The organism is Succinimonas sp. (assembly GCF_045225735.1).
Classification (GTDB): domain Bacteria; phylum Pseudomonadota; class Gammaproteobacteria; order Enterobacterales; family Succinivibrionaceae; genus Succinimonas.
Genome location: NZ_JBGVBR010000151.1, coordinates 1 through 17087, shown reverse-complemented (window position 1 = coordinate 17087; position 17087 = coordinate 1). Strand labels below are relative to the sequence as shown.

At 52.6% G+C, this 17087-nt stretch carries 11 protein-coding genes; 3 read left to right on the top strand and 8 right to left on the bottom strand.

Going from position 1 to position 17087, the window contains the following annotated elements; genetic code table 11:
- The first annotated feature begins 514 nt into the window (after positions 1-514).
- The gene (gene gap, locus ACJROR_RS05425) at positions 515-1537 is read left to right on the top strand and encodes a type I glyceraldehyde-3-phosphate dehydrogenase (RefSeq protein WP_406041069.1); all 1023 of its coding nucleotides are present in this window, start codon (positions 515-517) and stop codon (positions 1535-1537) included.
- 371 nt (positions 1538-1908) lie between these two features.
- Here the strand turns inward: gap and htpX are convergent, their stop codons facing one another.
- Together htpX and bioD are read right to left on the bottom strand one after the other, a co-directional pair.
- Complete coding sequence (gene htpX, locus ACJROR_RS05420) at positions 1909-2817, bottom strand: protease HtpX (RefSeq protein ID WP_406041067.1); 909 nt, start codon at positions 2815-2817, stop codon at positions 1909-1911.
- 38 nt (positions 2818-2855) lie between these two features.
- Positions 2856-3536: a dethiobiotin synthase gene (bioD, locus tag ACJROR_RS05415; protein ID WP_406546202.1), complete on the bottom strand. Its 681-nt coding sequence runs from the start codon at positions 3534-3536 to the stop codon at positions 2856-2858.
- 157 nt (positions 3537-3693) lie between these two features.
- On the opposite strand from bioD, the gene ACJROR_RS05410 reads away from it, so the two are divergent.
- Both ACJROR_RS05410 and ACJROR_RS05405 read left to right on the top strand, forming a co-directional pair.
- Positions 3694-4572 carry a hypothetical protein gene (locus ACJROR_RS05410; protein ID WP_406546201.1) on the top strand — a complete coding sequence of 293 codons (879 nt, stop codon included), beginning with the start codon at positions 3694-3696 and terminating at the stop codon, positions 4570-4572.
- 28 nt (positions 4573-4600) lie between these two features.
- The gene (locus ACJROR_RS05405; protein WP_406546200.1) at positions 4601-4741 is read left to right on the top strand and encodes a hypothetical protein; all 141 of its coding nucleotides are present in this window, start codon (positions 4601-4603) and stop codon (positions 4739-4741) included.
- A 119-nt stretch (positions 4742-4860) separates the two neighbouring features.
- Here the strand turns inward: ACJROR_RS05405 and ACJROR_RS05400 are convergent, their stop codons facing one another.
- The 6 genes from ACJROR_RS05400 to ACJROR_RS05375 all read right to left on the bottom strand — a co-directional run bounded on the left by ACJROR_RS05400 (position 4861) and on the right by ACJROR_RS05375 (position 14695).
- Positions 4861-6120, bottom strand: coding sequence for a hypothetical protein (locus tag ACJROR_RS05400; protein ID WP_406546199.1), 1260 nt, complete (start codon positions 6118-6120; stop codon positions 4861-4863).
- A gap of 103 nt (positions 6121-6223) precedes the next feature.
- Complete coding sequence (locus ACJROR_RS05395; protein WP_406546198.1) at positions 6224-7528, bottom strand: transposase; 1305 nt, start codon at positions 7526-7528, stop codon at positions 6224-6226.
- Positions 7529-7886: 358 nt separating this feature from the next.
- On the bottom strand, positions 7887-9053 hold the full coding sequence (gene tyrA / locus ACJROR_RS05390) for a bifunctional chorismate mutase/prephenate dehydrogenase (RefSeq protein WP_406546197.1): 1167 nt from the start codon (positions 9051-9053) through the stop codon (positions 7887-7889).
- A gap of 121 nt (positions 9054-9174) precedes the next feature.
- The gene (locus ACJROR_RS05385) at positions 9175-10011 is read right to left on the bottom strand and encodes a VacJ family lipoprotein (protein WP_406546196.1); all 837 of its coding nucleotides are present in this window, start codon (positions 10009-10011) and stop codon (positions 9175-9177) included.
- A gap of 62 nt (positions 10012-10073) precedes the next feature.
- Positions 10074-10382: an EscU/YscU/HrcU family type III secretion system export apparatus switch protein gene (locus tag ACJROR_RS05380; RefSeq protein WP_406042191.1), complete on the bottom strand. Its 309-nt coding sequence runs from the start codon at positions 10380-10382 to the stop codon at positions 10074-10076.
- Between the two features lie 20 nt (positions 10383-10402).
- Positions 10403-14695: a hypothetical protein gene (locus tag ACJROR_RS05375; protein WP_406546195.1), complete on the bottom strand. Its 4293-nt coding sequence runs from the start codon at positions 14693-14695 to the stop codon at positions 10403-10405.
- Positions 14696-17087: the final 2392 nt, after the last annotated feature.

Below are 17087 nucleotides of genomic sequence, written 5' to 3'. Positions count from 1 at the left end.
GAAAATCTTTTCTCTTAAAAATTATCATTACCGAAGTTAGCATCAGTAGACAAAATATGACGGTAAGAACCCCATTCAGCCGGAGCGGCATCATCACGATTAACTATACGCATAATTTTGAACTGCGCTGACAATCGCTGCCCATACAAAAAAGTCGCATTATCATTCCTTCATTAAAATCACTCCGGAAACGAAGGACGCTCTCTGACGAAAGGATGACTGCCGTGGCGCCATTCCCGGAAAAGCGTATCCGCCCCTTGTTCGTACTTGGCCGCGAACTATTTTTACGGACTCCTTTGCTCTGCAAGCCCCGCATCCCGCCTCCGAATGCTGTTCTCCGGCCCGCAGTATTCCCGGATTAGCAGTTTCCTTCAGGATACCGTATTTTCGGCGATCAGCGTCATGCCGCAGCAAATGATGATAAAACAGCTTGCATCACCCCGTGATTTTATGTAAATTATGACTTGGTGAAATTCTAGTAACTGCTTAGTCATTAAGTGTTTAGGTAATAATTATGGTTGATAAGATCAAAGTTGGTATTAATGGTTTCGGCCGCATCGGCCGTTTTGTTTTCCGCGCTTCCGTTGAAAACCGCGACGACATCGAAGTTGTAGGCATCAACGACCTCTGCCCGGTTGACTATCTTGCTTACATGCTCAAGTTCGACACCATGCACGGCAAGTTCAATCACGAAGTTTCCGCTGACGTTGAAAACAGCCAGCTTATCGTTGACGGCCGCCGCATCCGCGTTACCGCTGTAAAGAACCCTGCTGAACTCAAGTGGGATGAAGTAGGCGCTGAATACGTAGTTGAATCCACCGGTCTCTTCCTCACCAAGGAAAAGGCTCAGGCTCACATTGATGCCGGCGCTAAGTACGTTGTTATGTCCGCTCCTTCCAAGGACGACACCCCGATGTTCGTTTGCGGCGTAAACTTCGACAAGTATGAAAAGGGCACCCAGTTTGTTTCCAATGCTTCCTGCACCACCAACTGTCTTGCTCCTATCGCCAAGGTTCTTAACGACAAGTTCGGCATCGCCGACGGCCTTATGACCACTGTTCACTCCACCACCGCCACCCAGAAGACCGTTGACGGTCCTTCTCTCAAGGACTGGCGCGGCGGCCGTGCAGCAGCTGGCAACATCATTCCTTCCTCCACCGGCGCTGCCAAGGCTGTAGGCAAGGTTATTCCTGAGCTCAACGGCAAGCTCACCGGCATGTCCATGCGCGTTCCTACCCTTGACGTTTCTGTAGTTGACCTTACTGTAAACCTCAAGACCCCGGCTACCTATCAGCAAATCTGCGACGCCATGAAGGCAGCTTCTGAGGGCGAGCTCAAGGGTGTTCTCGGCTACACCGATGAAGCAGTTGTATCTTCTGACTTCCTGGGCGACACCAACACCTCCATCTTCGATGCCAAGGCTGGTATTGCTCTGACCGACACCTTTGTTAAGGTTGTTTCCTGGTATGACAACGAAATCGGCTACTCCAACAAGGTACTCGAACTCATTGCTCACATGAAGAAGGTTAACGGCTAACAGTTCCTTGAGCTGATAGCTTAATCCTTACAAGGAAAAGAAGACCCGGAATTTGCTTCCGGGTTTTTTTATGGGGCCACTCGTACTCTCCCCCTTCCTCAGTCACTCGCGCTCTCTTTCCTTCCCCGCTGTTTCCCTGCTCCCTCCCGCGGGATACACAGGTTTCGTAAAAACCAGATAACAGGAAATACCAGACAGCCGCTCTTTCCATTAAAGCCAAACGAACTGGCGCTTTCCAGTCTGTCCACACCTCCTTCATCATGCTCCCGCGTATTGCTTCCGGCGGGCGCAAAAAAAGCAGGGGAACGCCCTGCCTTTCTCTTTCCGGGACTGCTGATTGCTCAGCCGCCATTCAGCCAGTACTAAGCCCTTCAGCGGCTCCTTTCCTTAAGAACCTCAATTCTCTTCTGCAGACTGGGATGGCTTCTGCTCCAGTCCCCGAAAATCCCCGCCATTTCCCGGTCGCTGATGCACAGCATGCTGGTATTCGAGTTACTGACAGGATCCCGGTTATCAATCACGTTCTGTCTGTCCACGGCATAGCCGGCCTTCAGGGTTTCCAGAGCCTTGATCATGGGTTCGGCTCCCAGAATATCCGCCGACCCCGCATCTGCCCGGAATTCCCGCCAGCGGGAAAACGTCAGCACTACAAACTGTCCCAGGAAGCCCAGAGTTGCCAATACGATACTCCGCACCAGATGGAACACCAGATAGTACGCCCCTTTGCCGAGACGGGAGGCAATCGCCCGCGCCACAATGAAGGCAATAAAGTAAACAAACGCGTTCATGATGCCCTGAATCAGGCACATGGTAACCATATCGCCGTTCTCCACATGGGAGAGCTCATGCCCCAGCACGGCCTCCGCCTCGTCCTCGGACATATTTCTGAGAAGGGCCGAGCTTACCGCCACCAGAGCATGGTTTTTATTCCAGCCCGTGGCAAAGGCGTTCATGTCATTGGACTGATAAATGCAAACTTCCGGCATGCCGATATGCTTCATCTGAGCCAGCCGGGTTACCGTATCCAGAAGCCATCTTTCCACATCATCCCGGGGATTGGTAATCGGCGTCAGATTGTAGCTCTTTTTTATGAGCCACTTGGACAAAAACAAACTTACCAGCGAGCTGGTCATACCGTAAACCAGAGACAGCCCCACCAGTAAGGGCAGATCCGTCTCCCCGGGCTCAAGGCCCAGGAGCGCCTCTATGATACTTATTACCACGGCAACGATCAGCATGACGCACACCAGTGTGCCGATGTAAGCTAAAAACCTGACCATGAACGTTTTCTCCCGAATTAGTTGTCATCCTGACAAGATTATAAATGAAGGAGCGGATCCAAATTAAGATCCGCACTCGCTTCTGTGAAATTCCCCTGAGGTTCGTAACGGATATCCCCCAGAAACGGCATTTTCATCATCTCCCGGAGGGTGGCCAGGTTTTCCTGATAATAAGGCTGAAGATCCGGAGAGGCGCTGTGAGCCATAAAACCCGCAATCCGAAAACCCCGGCTTATTACCGCCTCCCGGGTCAAGAGCGCATGATTAAGGCAGCCCAGCTTCATGCCTACCACGATTATGACCGCCATATCTTTAAGGCCCGGCCAGTCCGGCAGCGTCCGGCCGCCCCCTATGGGAAGAAGCCAGCCGCCCGCCCCTTCGGTGATAAGATAATCGGGATTTCCGGAAAGAGCTCTCCGGAGTCCCTGATCCAGAGCCGCGTAGGTTATTTCCCGTCCGGTTTTCATTGCGGCAATATGGGGAGCCACCGGTTCCTCATAGATGCAGGCAGAAATGGCGCTTTCCGGTTCCCGCAGCCCCGAGGCCATGAGATGCAGACAAAGATCGAGACTTCTGCCGTCCGGCTCCAGCCCGGCAACGACGGGCTTAAACGGCCGCACGGAATACCCCCTTTCCCTAAGAGCCACCTCCAGAGCGCAGGCGCAAAAGGTCTTGCCGGCATCGGTATCAGTCCCGGTGATAAATAATTTTTTCGTCATCCCAGCCTCCGGTATCACAGTGAAACATAGCAAATCCTCAACAAATCATAATCCGCAAATTTCAAATCTCAAGACAAATGAGATATGATAATGTCCATAATAATAACCGGGGATTAAAAACTACTATGCTGAAAAAGCTGAAAATGCAGGAACCGCTATGCTGGGACTGATTGTTCGCGCGCCGTCTGCCGGAGCCTCCCGGAAATCCCGCGCCTCTTTCGGAAGGGACGGAAAAATCTACGGGTTTAACGGCAGTATCTACTACTTCACGGAAGCTGATTACGAAAAGCTGGATTTTCAGATCGGAGACGAGGTGGAGTTTTCTGAAAAGAACACCGCGGATCCCCATCAGCGCCGTTTTTTTCGCTCCTATGTAACGGTAAACCGCATCACTGAAGCAAAAAAGTCCCGGGTTTCTGACGGCATAACCATGTACCGCGACAAAAGCCCCCGGGATATTAAGGTTCTGAAGACCGTAAAAAGCTACCGGGCCTATGGCGAAGCCTCCACCGAAGAAGAGGCCCTTAAGCTTCTCGCCAAAACGGTAAAGAGCATCGGAGGCAATGCCGCCGTGCTTCTGAAGGTGAACATTGTCATAAGCAGAGTAAGTCACAAACCGTTTTTCATCTGCTCCGCCGTGCCGGCGCTGGCTCAGCTAAGCAGCGCTGCCCAAAGATCCCCGTACAGCAATCCCGAAGCAGCCGGGGCATCCCCGCAGCTATCTTCCGAAGAAAGCTCCGGGCTCCCCGCAGATCCGGACAGCTTTTCCTTCAGCATCTCCAAAAGCATGGTTAAAAATTTTTCCCCGAACTATGCTTTTCTGTGGTACGCCAAAACAGCGGTGCTGGTAACCCTGCTCATCGTGGTACCCTTCATCATCGAGGAATCCTTTGACCGCCATTCTTTAAAATGGCTGGCCACTGCCATCATGGTGCTTTCTCTGGGATCGGCCGCGCTGTTTTATCTTTCCCCGTGCTTTAATGTGGGATATCTCCGAAAACAGCCCCAGAAGATCCTGGAGCCGGAGGAGCCGTAAAGAGAGCTTCCAAAAATGAGGCCAGCCTATGAAATTTCTGCTTATTCTGCTTTTAGTAGCATTGATCCTTGCCGGAACCGCTTATTCCAGTTACAAGGTTCTGAAACGACTCTCACCCAAGGAACCTCTTGAGAAAAAGAAACGGGAATGGCAGGATGATGATGACTGACAGGATTGATTTTTCCGGCCGATCTTCCTGAAAACAAAAAAGGAACCATGCCAAAGCGTGATTCCTCTTTTGTTATGCTTATTCTTCCGCTCCCCTTCCGGAGATCCGGAAATCAGACCTTAAAACAGCGGTTTTCCGTTAACGGAGAGGTGATGATTCTCAAAGGAAACATTGGAACCATACTTGTCGCCGTCCTTCTTCAGGAATCCCATGGCAACGCCGGAATCAGCAATGTCACCTGCGCCTACGGCATCGGCATAGGACTTGGTGAAATTAAGATCAATGGCGGCACGGCCATTCATAATATCCTTGATCACAAACTGCGCGCTGCCCTTGGCATCAAAGCTGCCGCCGTTAGCGGACTTTGAGGTCAGCTCCTGGATTCTGATATCCATAGGCACCTGAGCTATCGGGCTTGCCATAATGTCCGCATCGCTGGTGCTGTCTGCAAATTCGCCCAGAGCCATATCGCGGTAAAAATCAACAATGCTGGCAAAATCAGCATCCTTGACCTCCACCATCCTCACATCCATGCCGGTTCTGCCGAGCTCAACGCTGCCGCCGGTCATATCGTTGGGGAATACCAGTTCATCGGCATATAAGGCGCTCTTAAAGTTAAAGACGCCGCTCCCGGCCTCGGCAGTCTGGCCGAAGGTTAAATTCTTCACGGCTATCTTCTTATTCTTGTCATCAGAGAGCTGGAAGGAGGCTACCCGGAAATCGTACATGGAAGGATAGGATTCCACGGATTCGATTTTGAAGGTCAGATTTTCCAGCTTTACGGAAACCCCGTCAGAAGTTCCGACGCAGGAAACCCCCGGAACGGAAACGTTGCCGGAGGACTTGCCGGAATTGCTTCTGAAGCTTTTAACAACCTCGGCTCCGGTGGCATTCACGTTCACATTCTGAGCAACGGCACTCTCAAACTTCACTCCGGCAAAATCGCAGGAAACCTGCTCATTTGAGATCTTGAAAGGCTCCACAAAGCCATCGGAGGTGAAAGACTGCTTGGTAATGGAGTAACCCATATGCATTTCAGCCTTGGGGTATTCCTTAACTGACAGCTCTTTAAATATGGCCTTGAAGCCTGCGGACTCATAATCAGGCACAATCAGGGTTTCAGCTCCGGTCATGCCGAATTTGGTTTCTGATTTGAAAACCATCTCTCCCAGCGGCGTATCCAGCTTCCAGGTGCCGGTTCTTGAAGAAAAGTTCTTTTCCGTTTCGTTATACACCACAGGAGACCCTTTGGTGAAATTTTCCACATTCTGGTCATACATCTTGTTGCCAAGCCAGACCATTGCAGGATAAGCAGCCACACCGGCGGTAACCAGCACTGCGCCGCCCACTGCGGCAAGCATCACGCCCTTTCCAGCCATATCCGTAAAACTCCCTTGCTTTATTAAAATAGGTAAAAACTGCGAAATTCTATCAAAATCCGATCACTATCACAATATGAAAAGACCGGCCTCAGACTCGGCTTTAAGTTTTGCTGTTTATATTAACGGTTTCATTCAGGTACTTCTCATTGGCAATCCTTGCCGCTGCCCGGCTGGTGTTTGCTATAGACTGCTCAATGATAGCAACGGCTTTGAGGTATGAATCCAAAGAATGCGGATTCAGATCCTTCTGCCGTAAACCTGTTTCCTGCATGGCTTTACAGGAGATCCACTGCCCGTCATCTCCCATGATCTTTACTTCCGCCATCACGGTTCCGGGAGCGAAGCTCTGTGATTCAGCATCAGATGCCGGTTCAGCTTTCAGTTCAGGTTCCCGGGAAGATTTTTTCATCCAAATAAAGGGTTCCGCATCCTCATCAGCGCTGCTAAGGTATCCCTCTAAAGCGCTGATTATTCTGGCAGAATGTCTGGCACTGCCAGACTCGGCACGCAGAAGGTCAAGAAGGCATTTTGTTTTCAGAAGCCATGCCGATGAGTCAGCGCAGGTTACGAGAACAGCTGAGGTAAGCATGGTGCCTTTCTTTTCCGCAACCTGAGAACCATGTACAAGCAGATGGTATGCAGGCTTCTCGCCAGCGCCGTTTGCTTCTGTAACGGCTCTGATAAATTCTGTGCCGGTCATGCTGCGCTTTCTGTTTTTGGGATTTGCCGCAATGAAGGCTTCCAGCAAAGCGGCAAGCTGTTCGTAATGATGAACAGACATGTCGGTGTTTTTGCAGGAATCTGCAAAGCTCCTGCTGCCGGTTATCATTACGTTTCCGGTCTTAGAACTGCGCTTAACCTGGACATCTGTTACCTTCACAGCGAGAATCTGCTGCACTCCCGAGAGATACATGCCTGCCAAATCAATAACCCGGGGTTCGGTATTTCCCGGCAGCGCAATCTCCCATGAATGCTGGCGTTCCGGTATCAGATTTCTGGCCTTCATTGCTTCTCTGACGACAGGAAGAGAAGCGTTAAGCCCTTGGGAAACCTCCATGACTGTCGGGAGCCTGCTGTTGTCGCGCTTAAACGATGCCATAAAAGCGTCCAGCTGCTTTTCAAGATCCGCAGCGGAAAGCCCTTTTACCGGCCGTCCTGATTTTGGCGCAATTGCAAGACTTGCCATGCCGTTTTTCAGGAATCTTCTGCGGATTTCAGTAACGGTGTTCTCCCGCATCCCGAACTTGCCGGCAGCATCCTTGATCATCGTGCCCTTAGAGAGTTCAAGTACCACGCCGGCGCGTTTTTTGACATCTTCTCCGGCAGGAATGACTCCGGAAGCGATGCCTGCAAGCTTAATAGCATCTATTTCATTTAATTTAAGAGGTTCTACATATTTAGGCATACCACAATACCATGGTGTATCTCAGGGATTAATAGCATAATGAAATGATGCAATCATACCACATATAGCAACGCAGATAATTGCAATTACTTGGTTAAAAAGCGAGATAAGAAGGGGGGCAAAAGTGCTGAGAGCGGAATGCTGTTTTGTGCCGAAGCAGAAACTAACTCCGCTGATGGTTATAAGTCTGGTTTAAAGCCTGAACAACGAGAAGACGAGCTAATTGATTGTGTTCCATGCCAGCGGAAACATCCTCCCGGGGATGGCTGCGCTTAGCAACACCCCGCATGCAAAGGATGTACCTAAGTAACAAATTTGTTCAGCAAAGCACAGCAGCCGAGAATGCAAAGCTGCGGAATTACTGAGATTCAGATGCCGCAGACTCTCCGGAAAGCCCCTCCTCCTCGGGCACCTTGGCGTCATGCATCTTGGCTATCAGATCTCCGCATTCACGAAGGAACTTTTCCGCATACTCGCCGAAGTAATCCCGGCCCTGGCAGAAACGCCGGATGAATTCCTCCCTGTCGGTATTCTTAAGAAGCTCGGTCTGCTCCTTAACCACTTCTGCATAGCGCTCAATCACGGAAGTATTCCTAGCGGAGGACATGATAATGTCCGCATAAAGACCGGGATCCTGAGCAAACAGCCGTCCCACCATCATAAGCTCCATGCGGTAAATGGGGGAGGAGAGCCGGAGCAGCGTCGGAAAATGCGGATTCTCCTTGGCCAGAAAAACTCCGTAGGTGAAGGTGGTAAAGTGCCGGAGCGCCTGAATGTAGCGCATGGAGCTGTCGTGCTCATCGGCGGAAATCGGCAGCACATGAGCCCCCCAGAGCTCAAACTGCTTCCTGAGCCACTGACACCGTTCGTCATGCCGCCCCTGAGTCCAGATAATCACCTGCTTGGCCATGCTGGAAATATCCGGTCCGAACATGGGATGGAGTCCTACCACCGGCCCCTGATGAACCTTAAGCATGTGCTGAAGGGGCATGGTCTTGGTGGAGGTGAAATCCGTCAGAATGCAGTTTTCATCAAGGAAGGACAGGCGATCAATGACCTCGGGGGTTTTGTCGATGGGCACCGACACGATGACCAAACCGGCATCGCGGAAGATCTCATCGGCGCGGGGCCAGTCCCGGTGTCCCATGGTTTCCACATAATAGCCGGAGGACTCGAACAGTCTGGTGAATATCCGGCCGATGCCGCCCCGGCCGCCGATAATCACAATTTTCTTCAGATCCGGATTGAGACACTTGAAGCAGGCCTCCTCGGCGCCGTAGGATTCCCGGGTGAAGCGCCGGAGCACGTCCTCGATAAGATCCGGACTTATGCCGGCCTTTTCCGCTTCCGCCCGCCTTTTGGCAATCATGCTCTTTTCCCGGTCGGGAGCATACACCGGAGTGCCGGTGATGCTTTTTACCCGGCCGACCTCCTTTACCAGCTCCAGCCTGCGGGCCAGAATCTTCACGAGTTCCTGATCCGCCTTGTCAATTTCCGCTCTTATTTCTGCAAGTCTGTCTGTCATACCATGCCTGCTCGTATCCTGAAATGCTGTAAAGCCGGCCCTGCGGCCGGCTATGTCCTGTATTTCTGTTATGTCCTGTCAAAACTGTTCATTGCTTTTCACACGGTTTGCGCCATTCCCGCTATTCATCGATCTCATTAAGGTATTCTTCCAGCTCCGGCGGGGTCATCTCGGTAACCTTGCCGGCCTCGGAACCCGCAGCTGCCTTGCCGTTTACCAGCTGCTCCTGATACATGAGATAGAAATCCCGGGTCTGAATGTAAGGATCCAGGGAATTGGCCACAATGTCATCCTGATCCAAGAGACGGGAACGGGAATCTACGCCGTTAAGAGCCCAGAAACCCAGATCCGCCCACCACGGAAAATAAGTGAACGGAAAATACAATGTATCCAGGGTATCTCCGATATAACCTCTCAGGGATCCCACGCCCAGAATCGGAATATTGAGATAGGGACCCTGATCCACCCCCCATCTCCCCAGAACGGTGGACAGGGTCATGCGCCTTCTGTCCCAGCCGATATGCTTGGCCACATCAATGCAGCCGCAGATTCCCAGAGTGGAGTTAAGCGCGAAGCGTCCCACGCTGACGCCGCTGTCGGCAAGCTCTCCCACGAGAGCGTTGTTAACCGTGTTATTAACCTCCCGGAGATTCTGGTGAATATTGTAAAGGCAGGTTCTTACCGGCTCCGGAATCCAGTCCCGGTAAGCCACCGACACCGGCCGCAGAAGATGCCGATCCAGATAATCATAGTTGATCTTCCAGCCGATATTTCTGTTGGCGGTTTCGTAGACATCCAAAGCATCCCCGGGGAGATACTGGTAGCCGTAGGTATAATCCCGGGATACCTTTACCGTATTTCGGGGAGACATGATGCTGACGGAGGAGTGGGAAGCCTCGGCAGCGCTGAAACCGGAGATCAGAGCCAATGCGGCCAGGAACGGCAAAAGCTTTTTCATATAAACTCCTGTAAAGGCATTCTGGAAAAATAAACAGAACCCGACTGGATACTGTCCCTCTGCTACCCCTTCATATTAACATGAACACCCTGACTGTCCCGCCACATTTCCGGTGTTTTGCCCTGCAAAAAGTAGGAGTAGGCAATAATTTCCGAAATAATGAGAAACAAGGGCTTCGGGATCGTCTCCCCTTCCTTGAGATTTTCCAGATTTTTCAAAAGCACCGGATCCCGGTGCACGTAAATTCCCATTTCCTCAGCCATGGCGACAATATCGTTCGCCACCTTGCCCGTTCCCTTGGCGGAAACCTCCGGAGCCTTTCCGGACGCCGCATCGTATTTCAGAGCGATGGCTGATTTTTCCTGTTCCATATACCCTCTTCCGAAACTCCCTAAATCTTAACTGAAAAACCATCCTGATCATTGCGGTCATAGCCTTCGCCGGCGGATACCGGAGGATAAACGGTGCCGAGACGGGCTCCGATGGGAGCCGGCTTAAAGCCGCATTCCTCCAGACGGCGATAAAGCACATCCGAGGTCGCCCGGACTCTTTCCAAAGCCTCCAGGCGTTCCGCAACAATGCTGATCTTGATATCTGGCACCCTGATGCCGGTACGGATCTGCAGAGGGCCCAAAGAGGGCAGATCAAAAAAGAAATTCAAATTCCATTCCCTGTCCCCGTCAGGCAGATCCCGATGACTGATCATCACCCCGCCCTCCCGGGTTTCATCGCTGGAGGGAGGCACCGGAATGTACGAAGGTATGCCCTCCGCATCCTGTTCGCGGGTCAGCTGCTGCATCCGCTCCACCTGAATCAGAGTCTCCCGGAGCGCGTTGTGAGACCAGGAGGCATCCTTCTGCTCGCCGGAAAGAGCTCCCCTGATAATGTCCCGGACGGCCCGGCTCTTTACAAACTTGTCAATATCCTTCCCGAGCTGCCGGAATCTTATGGAAAGCAGCATGAGAGCCCACTGCTGCATGCCGCGGCCCCGTGGGCCGGAGGCATTCAGCGGAGAGCGCACAAAGCCCAGCCATTCGGATACGGCCCTGAGATCTCCCAGAGGATTCATCATGGCATCATGAATGGAAGCGGCCATCTGCCTGATTTCCGGAGTAACCTGACCATCGGCGGAAACGCTGCTCAGGGAGCGGATAAAGCTCTCCATGGAAATGTTCTTGACGTTAGCCGGGAGATCCATGCTTTTAACCAGGGACGGTCCTCCGGCGGCCGCGCTCTTGGATCCTCTCCTGAAGAAGCGGCTCATGCGGGCGAAAAGGCCGGGCTTCTTTTCAGGCTTCTCCGGCTCCGAAACCGCCATGGCGGCCGTTCTGTAATCCGGATCCCGGGCTTTGCCGTCCTGCTGGCGGATACCGGCATCTCCGGCTGGAGCAAAGGGAGGAACAGTTTCCGTTCTTTCAGAAAACCTTGCTTCCGCTTCGGGAATATCTCTCCCGCTGCTCTTAAACACCGAGTTCTCCGGATCATCGGTAATGCCCTGCTCGGCAAAGGCCTGTTCAATGGCGGTCATTTTCCGGCGCGGCTGGGAAGCAGCATCATCATTGCTCCCGGCATCGGAAACCGGAGCCCGGCCCTGGATATCAGGATCTGCCGCGCCCTCCGGGGTTCCGGAAGTGATTGAAGCAGAACCAGAATCGGGAGACGGGGTTTTCATAACGGAGTCCCGGCCGGAATTAATCTGCCTGTCCAGAATTTCCATGGCCTCCCGGGCTTTGGGTCTCAGGGGAGCGCTTCTTTCAGGCTGCGCCATGTCGGAGTCATCGGGCACCTCCTGACTCCGGAATCTTGCGGCATCATCCATAATTTGCCGGAATTCGTCCTGAAAGCTTTCCTCCTGAGAGGCATCGTATCCGGAGGGAATCTGCTCCTCAGGCATTAAAGCTGAAAGCGGCGGGGGCGGCGGATTTTCTCCGTTCCGGGAAACAGCGGAAGCTGCCGGATCCGAGGCAGCAGAGGTTTGGGCGGAGGTTTGAGCAGAAACTCCGGCAGACGAAGCGGGAGTCTCAGAAGTCTCGGCGCTTCCAGAAGCTGTATCACGGAGTATGGATTCCGCTCCGATGAGACCGGATCCCGGAGAGCGGAATACCGGACGGGAATCCGAAGCAACGGAAGATGCCGCAGCGTTGCGATCTCCGGAGGCCGGCGGCATTTTTCCGGACAGAGGCTGAGACCTGGGGGCATTAAGAGACTCCGGGACATCAGAATCCGGAGCATCAGCGGGATCTCCTGCCGAAGTTGCCCGCAGCAAGGCCTCTTCTGCCGCCTTCGGGCCGGAAGCAACGCCGGAATAGCGGTTTTCTTCCCCGCTTTTACCGGCATTAATTGCAGCATTATTCCGAAATCCTGACTCCTTCGCAGTGTCGCTGTCTTCCGAAAGATCCAGGTAAGAATCGGCCGGAAGCTGTCCTGCGGGCGCAGTCACGGGATTTCCGCCCTTCTCGCGAACTGCAGCTTCCCGGGGAACGCTGCTGTCGGGAATAGCAGTCTCTTCTGCTGGCACAGGCTGCCCTCCGGACGGCATCCCGGCATCGTTGCTTACAGGAGCGCTGTTCTGAATCGTTCTCGCTTCGGTTTTTACGCTCTCATAATCTGGTTCCGCCTCAACCGCGGCCGGAACAGGCTTCTCCGGAGCCATCCCGGCATTCCGGGACTCAGGCGGGACAGCATGGTCACCTTCCAAAGCGGCTTCCAGCGTGCGGGATACGGCGTTAAGCTGATTTACGCCGGGCTCCCGGGACTCCAGAGCTCCCGGAACCGGGGCTACCGGCGTCTGAGTCCGGACGGCAGTTTTCCGGATCGGCTCCGGGGCGGATACTGAGCTTTCGGGGAGGGGAGCCGGGGCGGCGTTCCCGGTATTCTGAGAAACTGCTCCTGAAGGAGGATTTCCAGCGTCTATTCTGGCATCTTCTCTGTCATCAACTCTATCAGCAATTCTGGCTATCTCTGCCGGGATATCCTGGGTCAGAGCTTCTGAGGGCGCCATCATGCCTTCAGAACCTGCGGACTTGAGATCCTGCTTGAGCCGCACCTCAGGAAGATCCTCTGGAGCGAAGCTTTCCTCGTCTGCCGGAATATTCTTAAGAGGGATATCCTCCGGCTGATCCCCAATAGCAGCGCCGGGAATATTTTCAGGAATATCAGGGAAAGCACTATTGGGAATATTCCGGGGAACATCCCTGGGAATATCACGCAAAGAACCGGAGGCGGAATCACTGATAAGCCGGGCCCCCTTGGCCAGAGCGGCGGCATTGGAAAGGATCTGGGTGATCTTTTTGGCTTCTCCGGAGAGTTCCTCGGATTTTTTGAAACGAGAAGGCTGATCCTGATCGGGATTTTCCTCCTTGTTAAAGCGCTCGAACTCCTTCAGAAGATCGATATTTCCATGCTCGTCTGTGACCGCATCATTGCGTGCCTGCTGGAGTTCGGACTCCCCTGCGGAAGAAATGGCTGCCGCCAGGGACTGGGTAACCGCCTCCCGGAACACGCCGGGATCCTTGCCGGACGCAGCGGAAGCGGGAACAGCATCGGTTTGAGCCTGAGGAACGGCCGGCTCTGCTTCGGAAATGCCGGATGCGGCAGGAGCGGCGGCGGCCGGCATTTCCTCCGGAGGAGTCCCGCCCCCGGGAGTAAGCCCGCGGGTTTCCAGGGAAAGCTTCCGGGAAAGATCGGCCACCTCCTGGTTCCGGGCGGCGTTTTCCTGATCCCGGGCCGCGCCCTCCGCTTCTGCTTTCATGGTCTCGAAATCCATGGTTCTTCGGAAGCTCGCGGCAGAAGGCCCCTGGTTTTCCGGCAGGAGATTACCCTCCTTGGCAATGCGGGCGGCCCGCTGAATAAGTCCCCGCACCCGCTGAGCCATTTCCTTGCTGAGCTCATCGGCTTCAGCGGAATCCTCTTCCCGGCTCAGGGAAACAATGGCATCGTCAGGAAGGCTGGCTACAGCACGCTCCAGGAAATTCGCCATGGCAATCTTGCGGTCGGAGGGAGATACCACCTGCACCCCTTCCCGGCCCAGACTGCTGATGACATCAGGCTGATTTTCCCGGATAAATTCGATGGTGGCATCCATAAGACGGGAAAGAATTCTTGATCCCTCAGGGGTGAGATCGCCGTCCGGGGCGAATATCTGGTGCCGGGCCAGCTGCCGGGCCGTGGCCGGAGAAATGTTGTCAGCCGTGGAATAATTGACAATAACCTCGCAGAGGTAACGCATCAAAGCGCGGCCGGGTTCATTGCTTTCCTGAAAAATTCTGGGGAGTGTGCCCGCATAGCTTCTGAGCTCGTCAACAGCCTCGGAGGTCTTTACAAGGCGCATTCTGGTGGTAAAGGCATCGGCAACCTGTTCCTGAAGCTCCGCGTTTCTCAGAAGCATTTTTGAGGCAAGTTCCAGAAGCGGTTTTTCCTGAGGCACGGGATTGGCATTCTCCGCCCGCTGAGGATCGCTGGCCAGAGTGGCGATATGACGCTGCAGGGTGGCCTGAGCACTGGCCAGTTCATCGGGGAGCTTCCCCTGCTCTCTGGTAAGAACGCTGAGATAAGAATAGGCGGCGCTGACGTTCACATTAAGCTGCGGCCGTGCACTATTACTGTCTTTGCTCTGATAAACAGATCCCGTGTCACGGGGTTTCTCAGATCCTTTGATGTAATCGAAATCTGTACTGTTCATCATAAAATCGCTGCTTGTGGTGATTGCAAACCGGAGGACATGCCTTATCACGCCCGGCAGATCCGGACTCTCGCCGAAAAGAAAAAAAGACGGCGTCTCCGCCGGCATCGCGCGGGGATTCGGCCCCGCAAAGTATCGTTATCAGGGCAGATTATATATGATAATGCGGATAATAAGCGATTTTAACAGCCATTTTTAGTGCTGATTCTCATTATCCCCTGCCCGCGCCTCTCCGAAATTCCGGACATTTGCGGGGTGCTAGGGGGAGAAAAAGTGGCAAGAGATGAAAAGAGCGCCGGCGGAAAACAGAAACAGGGCGCCATGTCGGGAAAGCAAAGAAAGCTCCCGAAAAGCGGGAAACATAATCGCAGTCCCGGAATATAATCCAAAATCTCACTTTCCTTGTGAGACATTTGCCATATCTTGACAGGACATTTTCGGAAAACACAGCAGCGCGCAAGTAAGCCGGAAAGCCTTGAAAGCCTTTAAAACAGCCATTTAACCGGGAGGTCACCGTTTTCTCATGTAAGCCGGCAGCCGAAAGCCCTTTTTCCCCGGTTGTTTATAAAACGGAATCATCTAAAATGAAAATATCGGCGGAAGGAACAGGGACGTTCCGAAGCGGTTTTCATGGATGAAATAAGCGCCGCCGATAAAGATTACCGGAACAGGGACGTTCCGGAGCGCTGTGGGGGTTCATGATGAGCCCCCTTCCTTTTTTCGAATGGGCAAAACGGACGAGTTTTTGTGCTGACGTTTTTTAGACCAGCTTTTAAAACCGGTATGGTAACGTCATTCGCCAGATTCCTAAGTTATCATTTCTTTCCGGGGATGCTCGTATCTGCATCCGGAAAAATCGTGCTATGTGACTGAGTTTGCCAACTATCTTGTTAATTTGACAACAGTTTGGCAATAAAACTTGCCAGTTTGCCAACTGTCTTGTTAATTTGGCAAAGTTTGACAATAACTTACCAGCAGTTTGTCAAGTTCACCAAATCATGTAACGGCACGTTTTATCCTCCCTAAGTTATCAATCCTTCCCGGGTATATTTGTATCTACATCCGGAAAAGCCGCACTCTGTAACATGATCCTCCCCGCCAGCCTGAAATCCTTATAACATGCCTGTTTGTCTGGTTTTCTTCATCCTCGCAAATACCAGAATCTCCGAAAAATCAAATCAAAAAACACTGAAAATAAAGGCCGGATTACGAAAGACTTCAGGGGAATATTTACGGCAATAAAAGAAGAGTTCTTCCTGACAGCTCAAGCATCATAAATGGAGCATGATGCCACCCCTTCCATCTTCCCGGTACTCACCGCGCAGAAGTTCACCCGCATTGCGAACTTAGGCCCGGTAATAAAGGAACTTGGAGAATCTCCCCTTGTCTTGTGAGACATTTGCCATATCTTTACGGTAATCTTTCGGAAAATGCAGCGGCCCGCAGTAAGCCGGAAAGCTCCGGAAGCCCTTAAAACAGGGATTTACGCAGCAGCGCTCCGATTTATCATGTAAGCCAGGATCCGGAAGCCTCTTTTCCCCGGTTGTTTATAAAACAGGATCATCTAAAATGAAAATATCGGCGGAGGGAACAGGGACGTTCCAAAGCGGTTTTCATGGATGAAATAAGCGCCGCCGATAAAGATTACCGGAACAGGGACGTTCCGGAGAGCTGTGGGGGTTCATGATGAGCCCCCTTCCTTTTTTCGAATAAGCGCAAAACGAATGAGTTCTCAGCCCCGCTCGGTTTTATACTTCCTCTGAGCCTGCCCCTAAGTTATCATTCCTTCCCGGGTATGTTTGTATCTACATCCGGAAAAGCCGTGCTCTGTGACATGATTTTCCCGCCCGCCTAAAACCATTATGACATGCCGGTTTGTTCGGGTTTCTTCCTCTCGCAAGTCCCTTGCTATCCGAAAAATCAAAGCAAAAAAACACTGAAAAATACAGGCCGGATAACGAAAGACTTTCGGGGAATATTTACGGCAATATACGGCAATAAAAGAAAAAGAGGAGTTATTCCTAGAAGCTCAATAAACTGTTTCCTTTTTCAAGTACTTTTTTCTGACAGATTGGGAAGTCACTCTGACACCCTGGGAAGTCACTCTGACACCCTGGGAAGTTACTCTGACACCTTGGGAAGTTACTCTGACATTCTGGGAATTTACTCTGACATTCTGGGAATTTACTTTGACATCTTGGGAAGTGACTTTAACAGGTTGGGGAAGTTCTCTGTATTTGGCAGTAGTCCTGGGGGTGGGGGGAAGTGCTCTGACCTTCAGCTTAGGTATGGCCCGGGTTGTTAGTCCGGGCCTTTTTGGCTGGGGGTGGGGGGGCGGCCCCCCCCCCCCGCCAACCCCGCAAAAAAAATAGCCCTCCCCCGGGGCGGGGCTTTT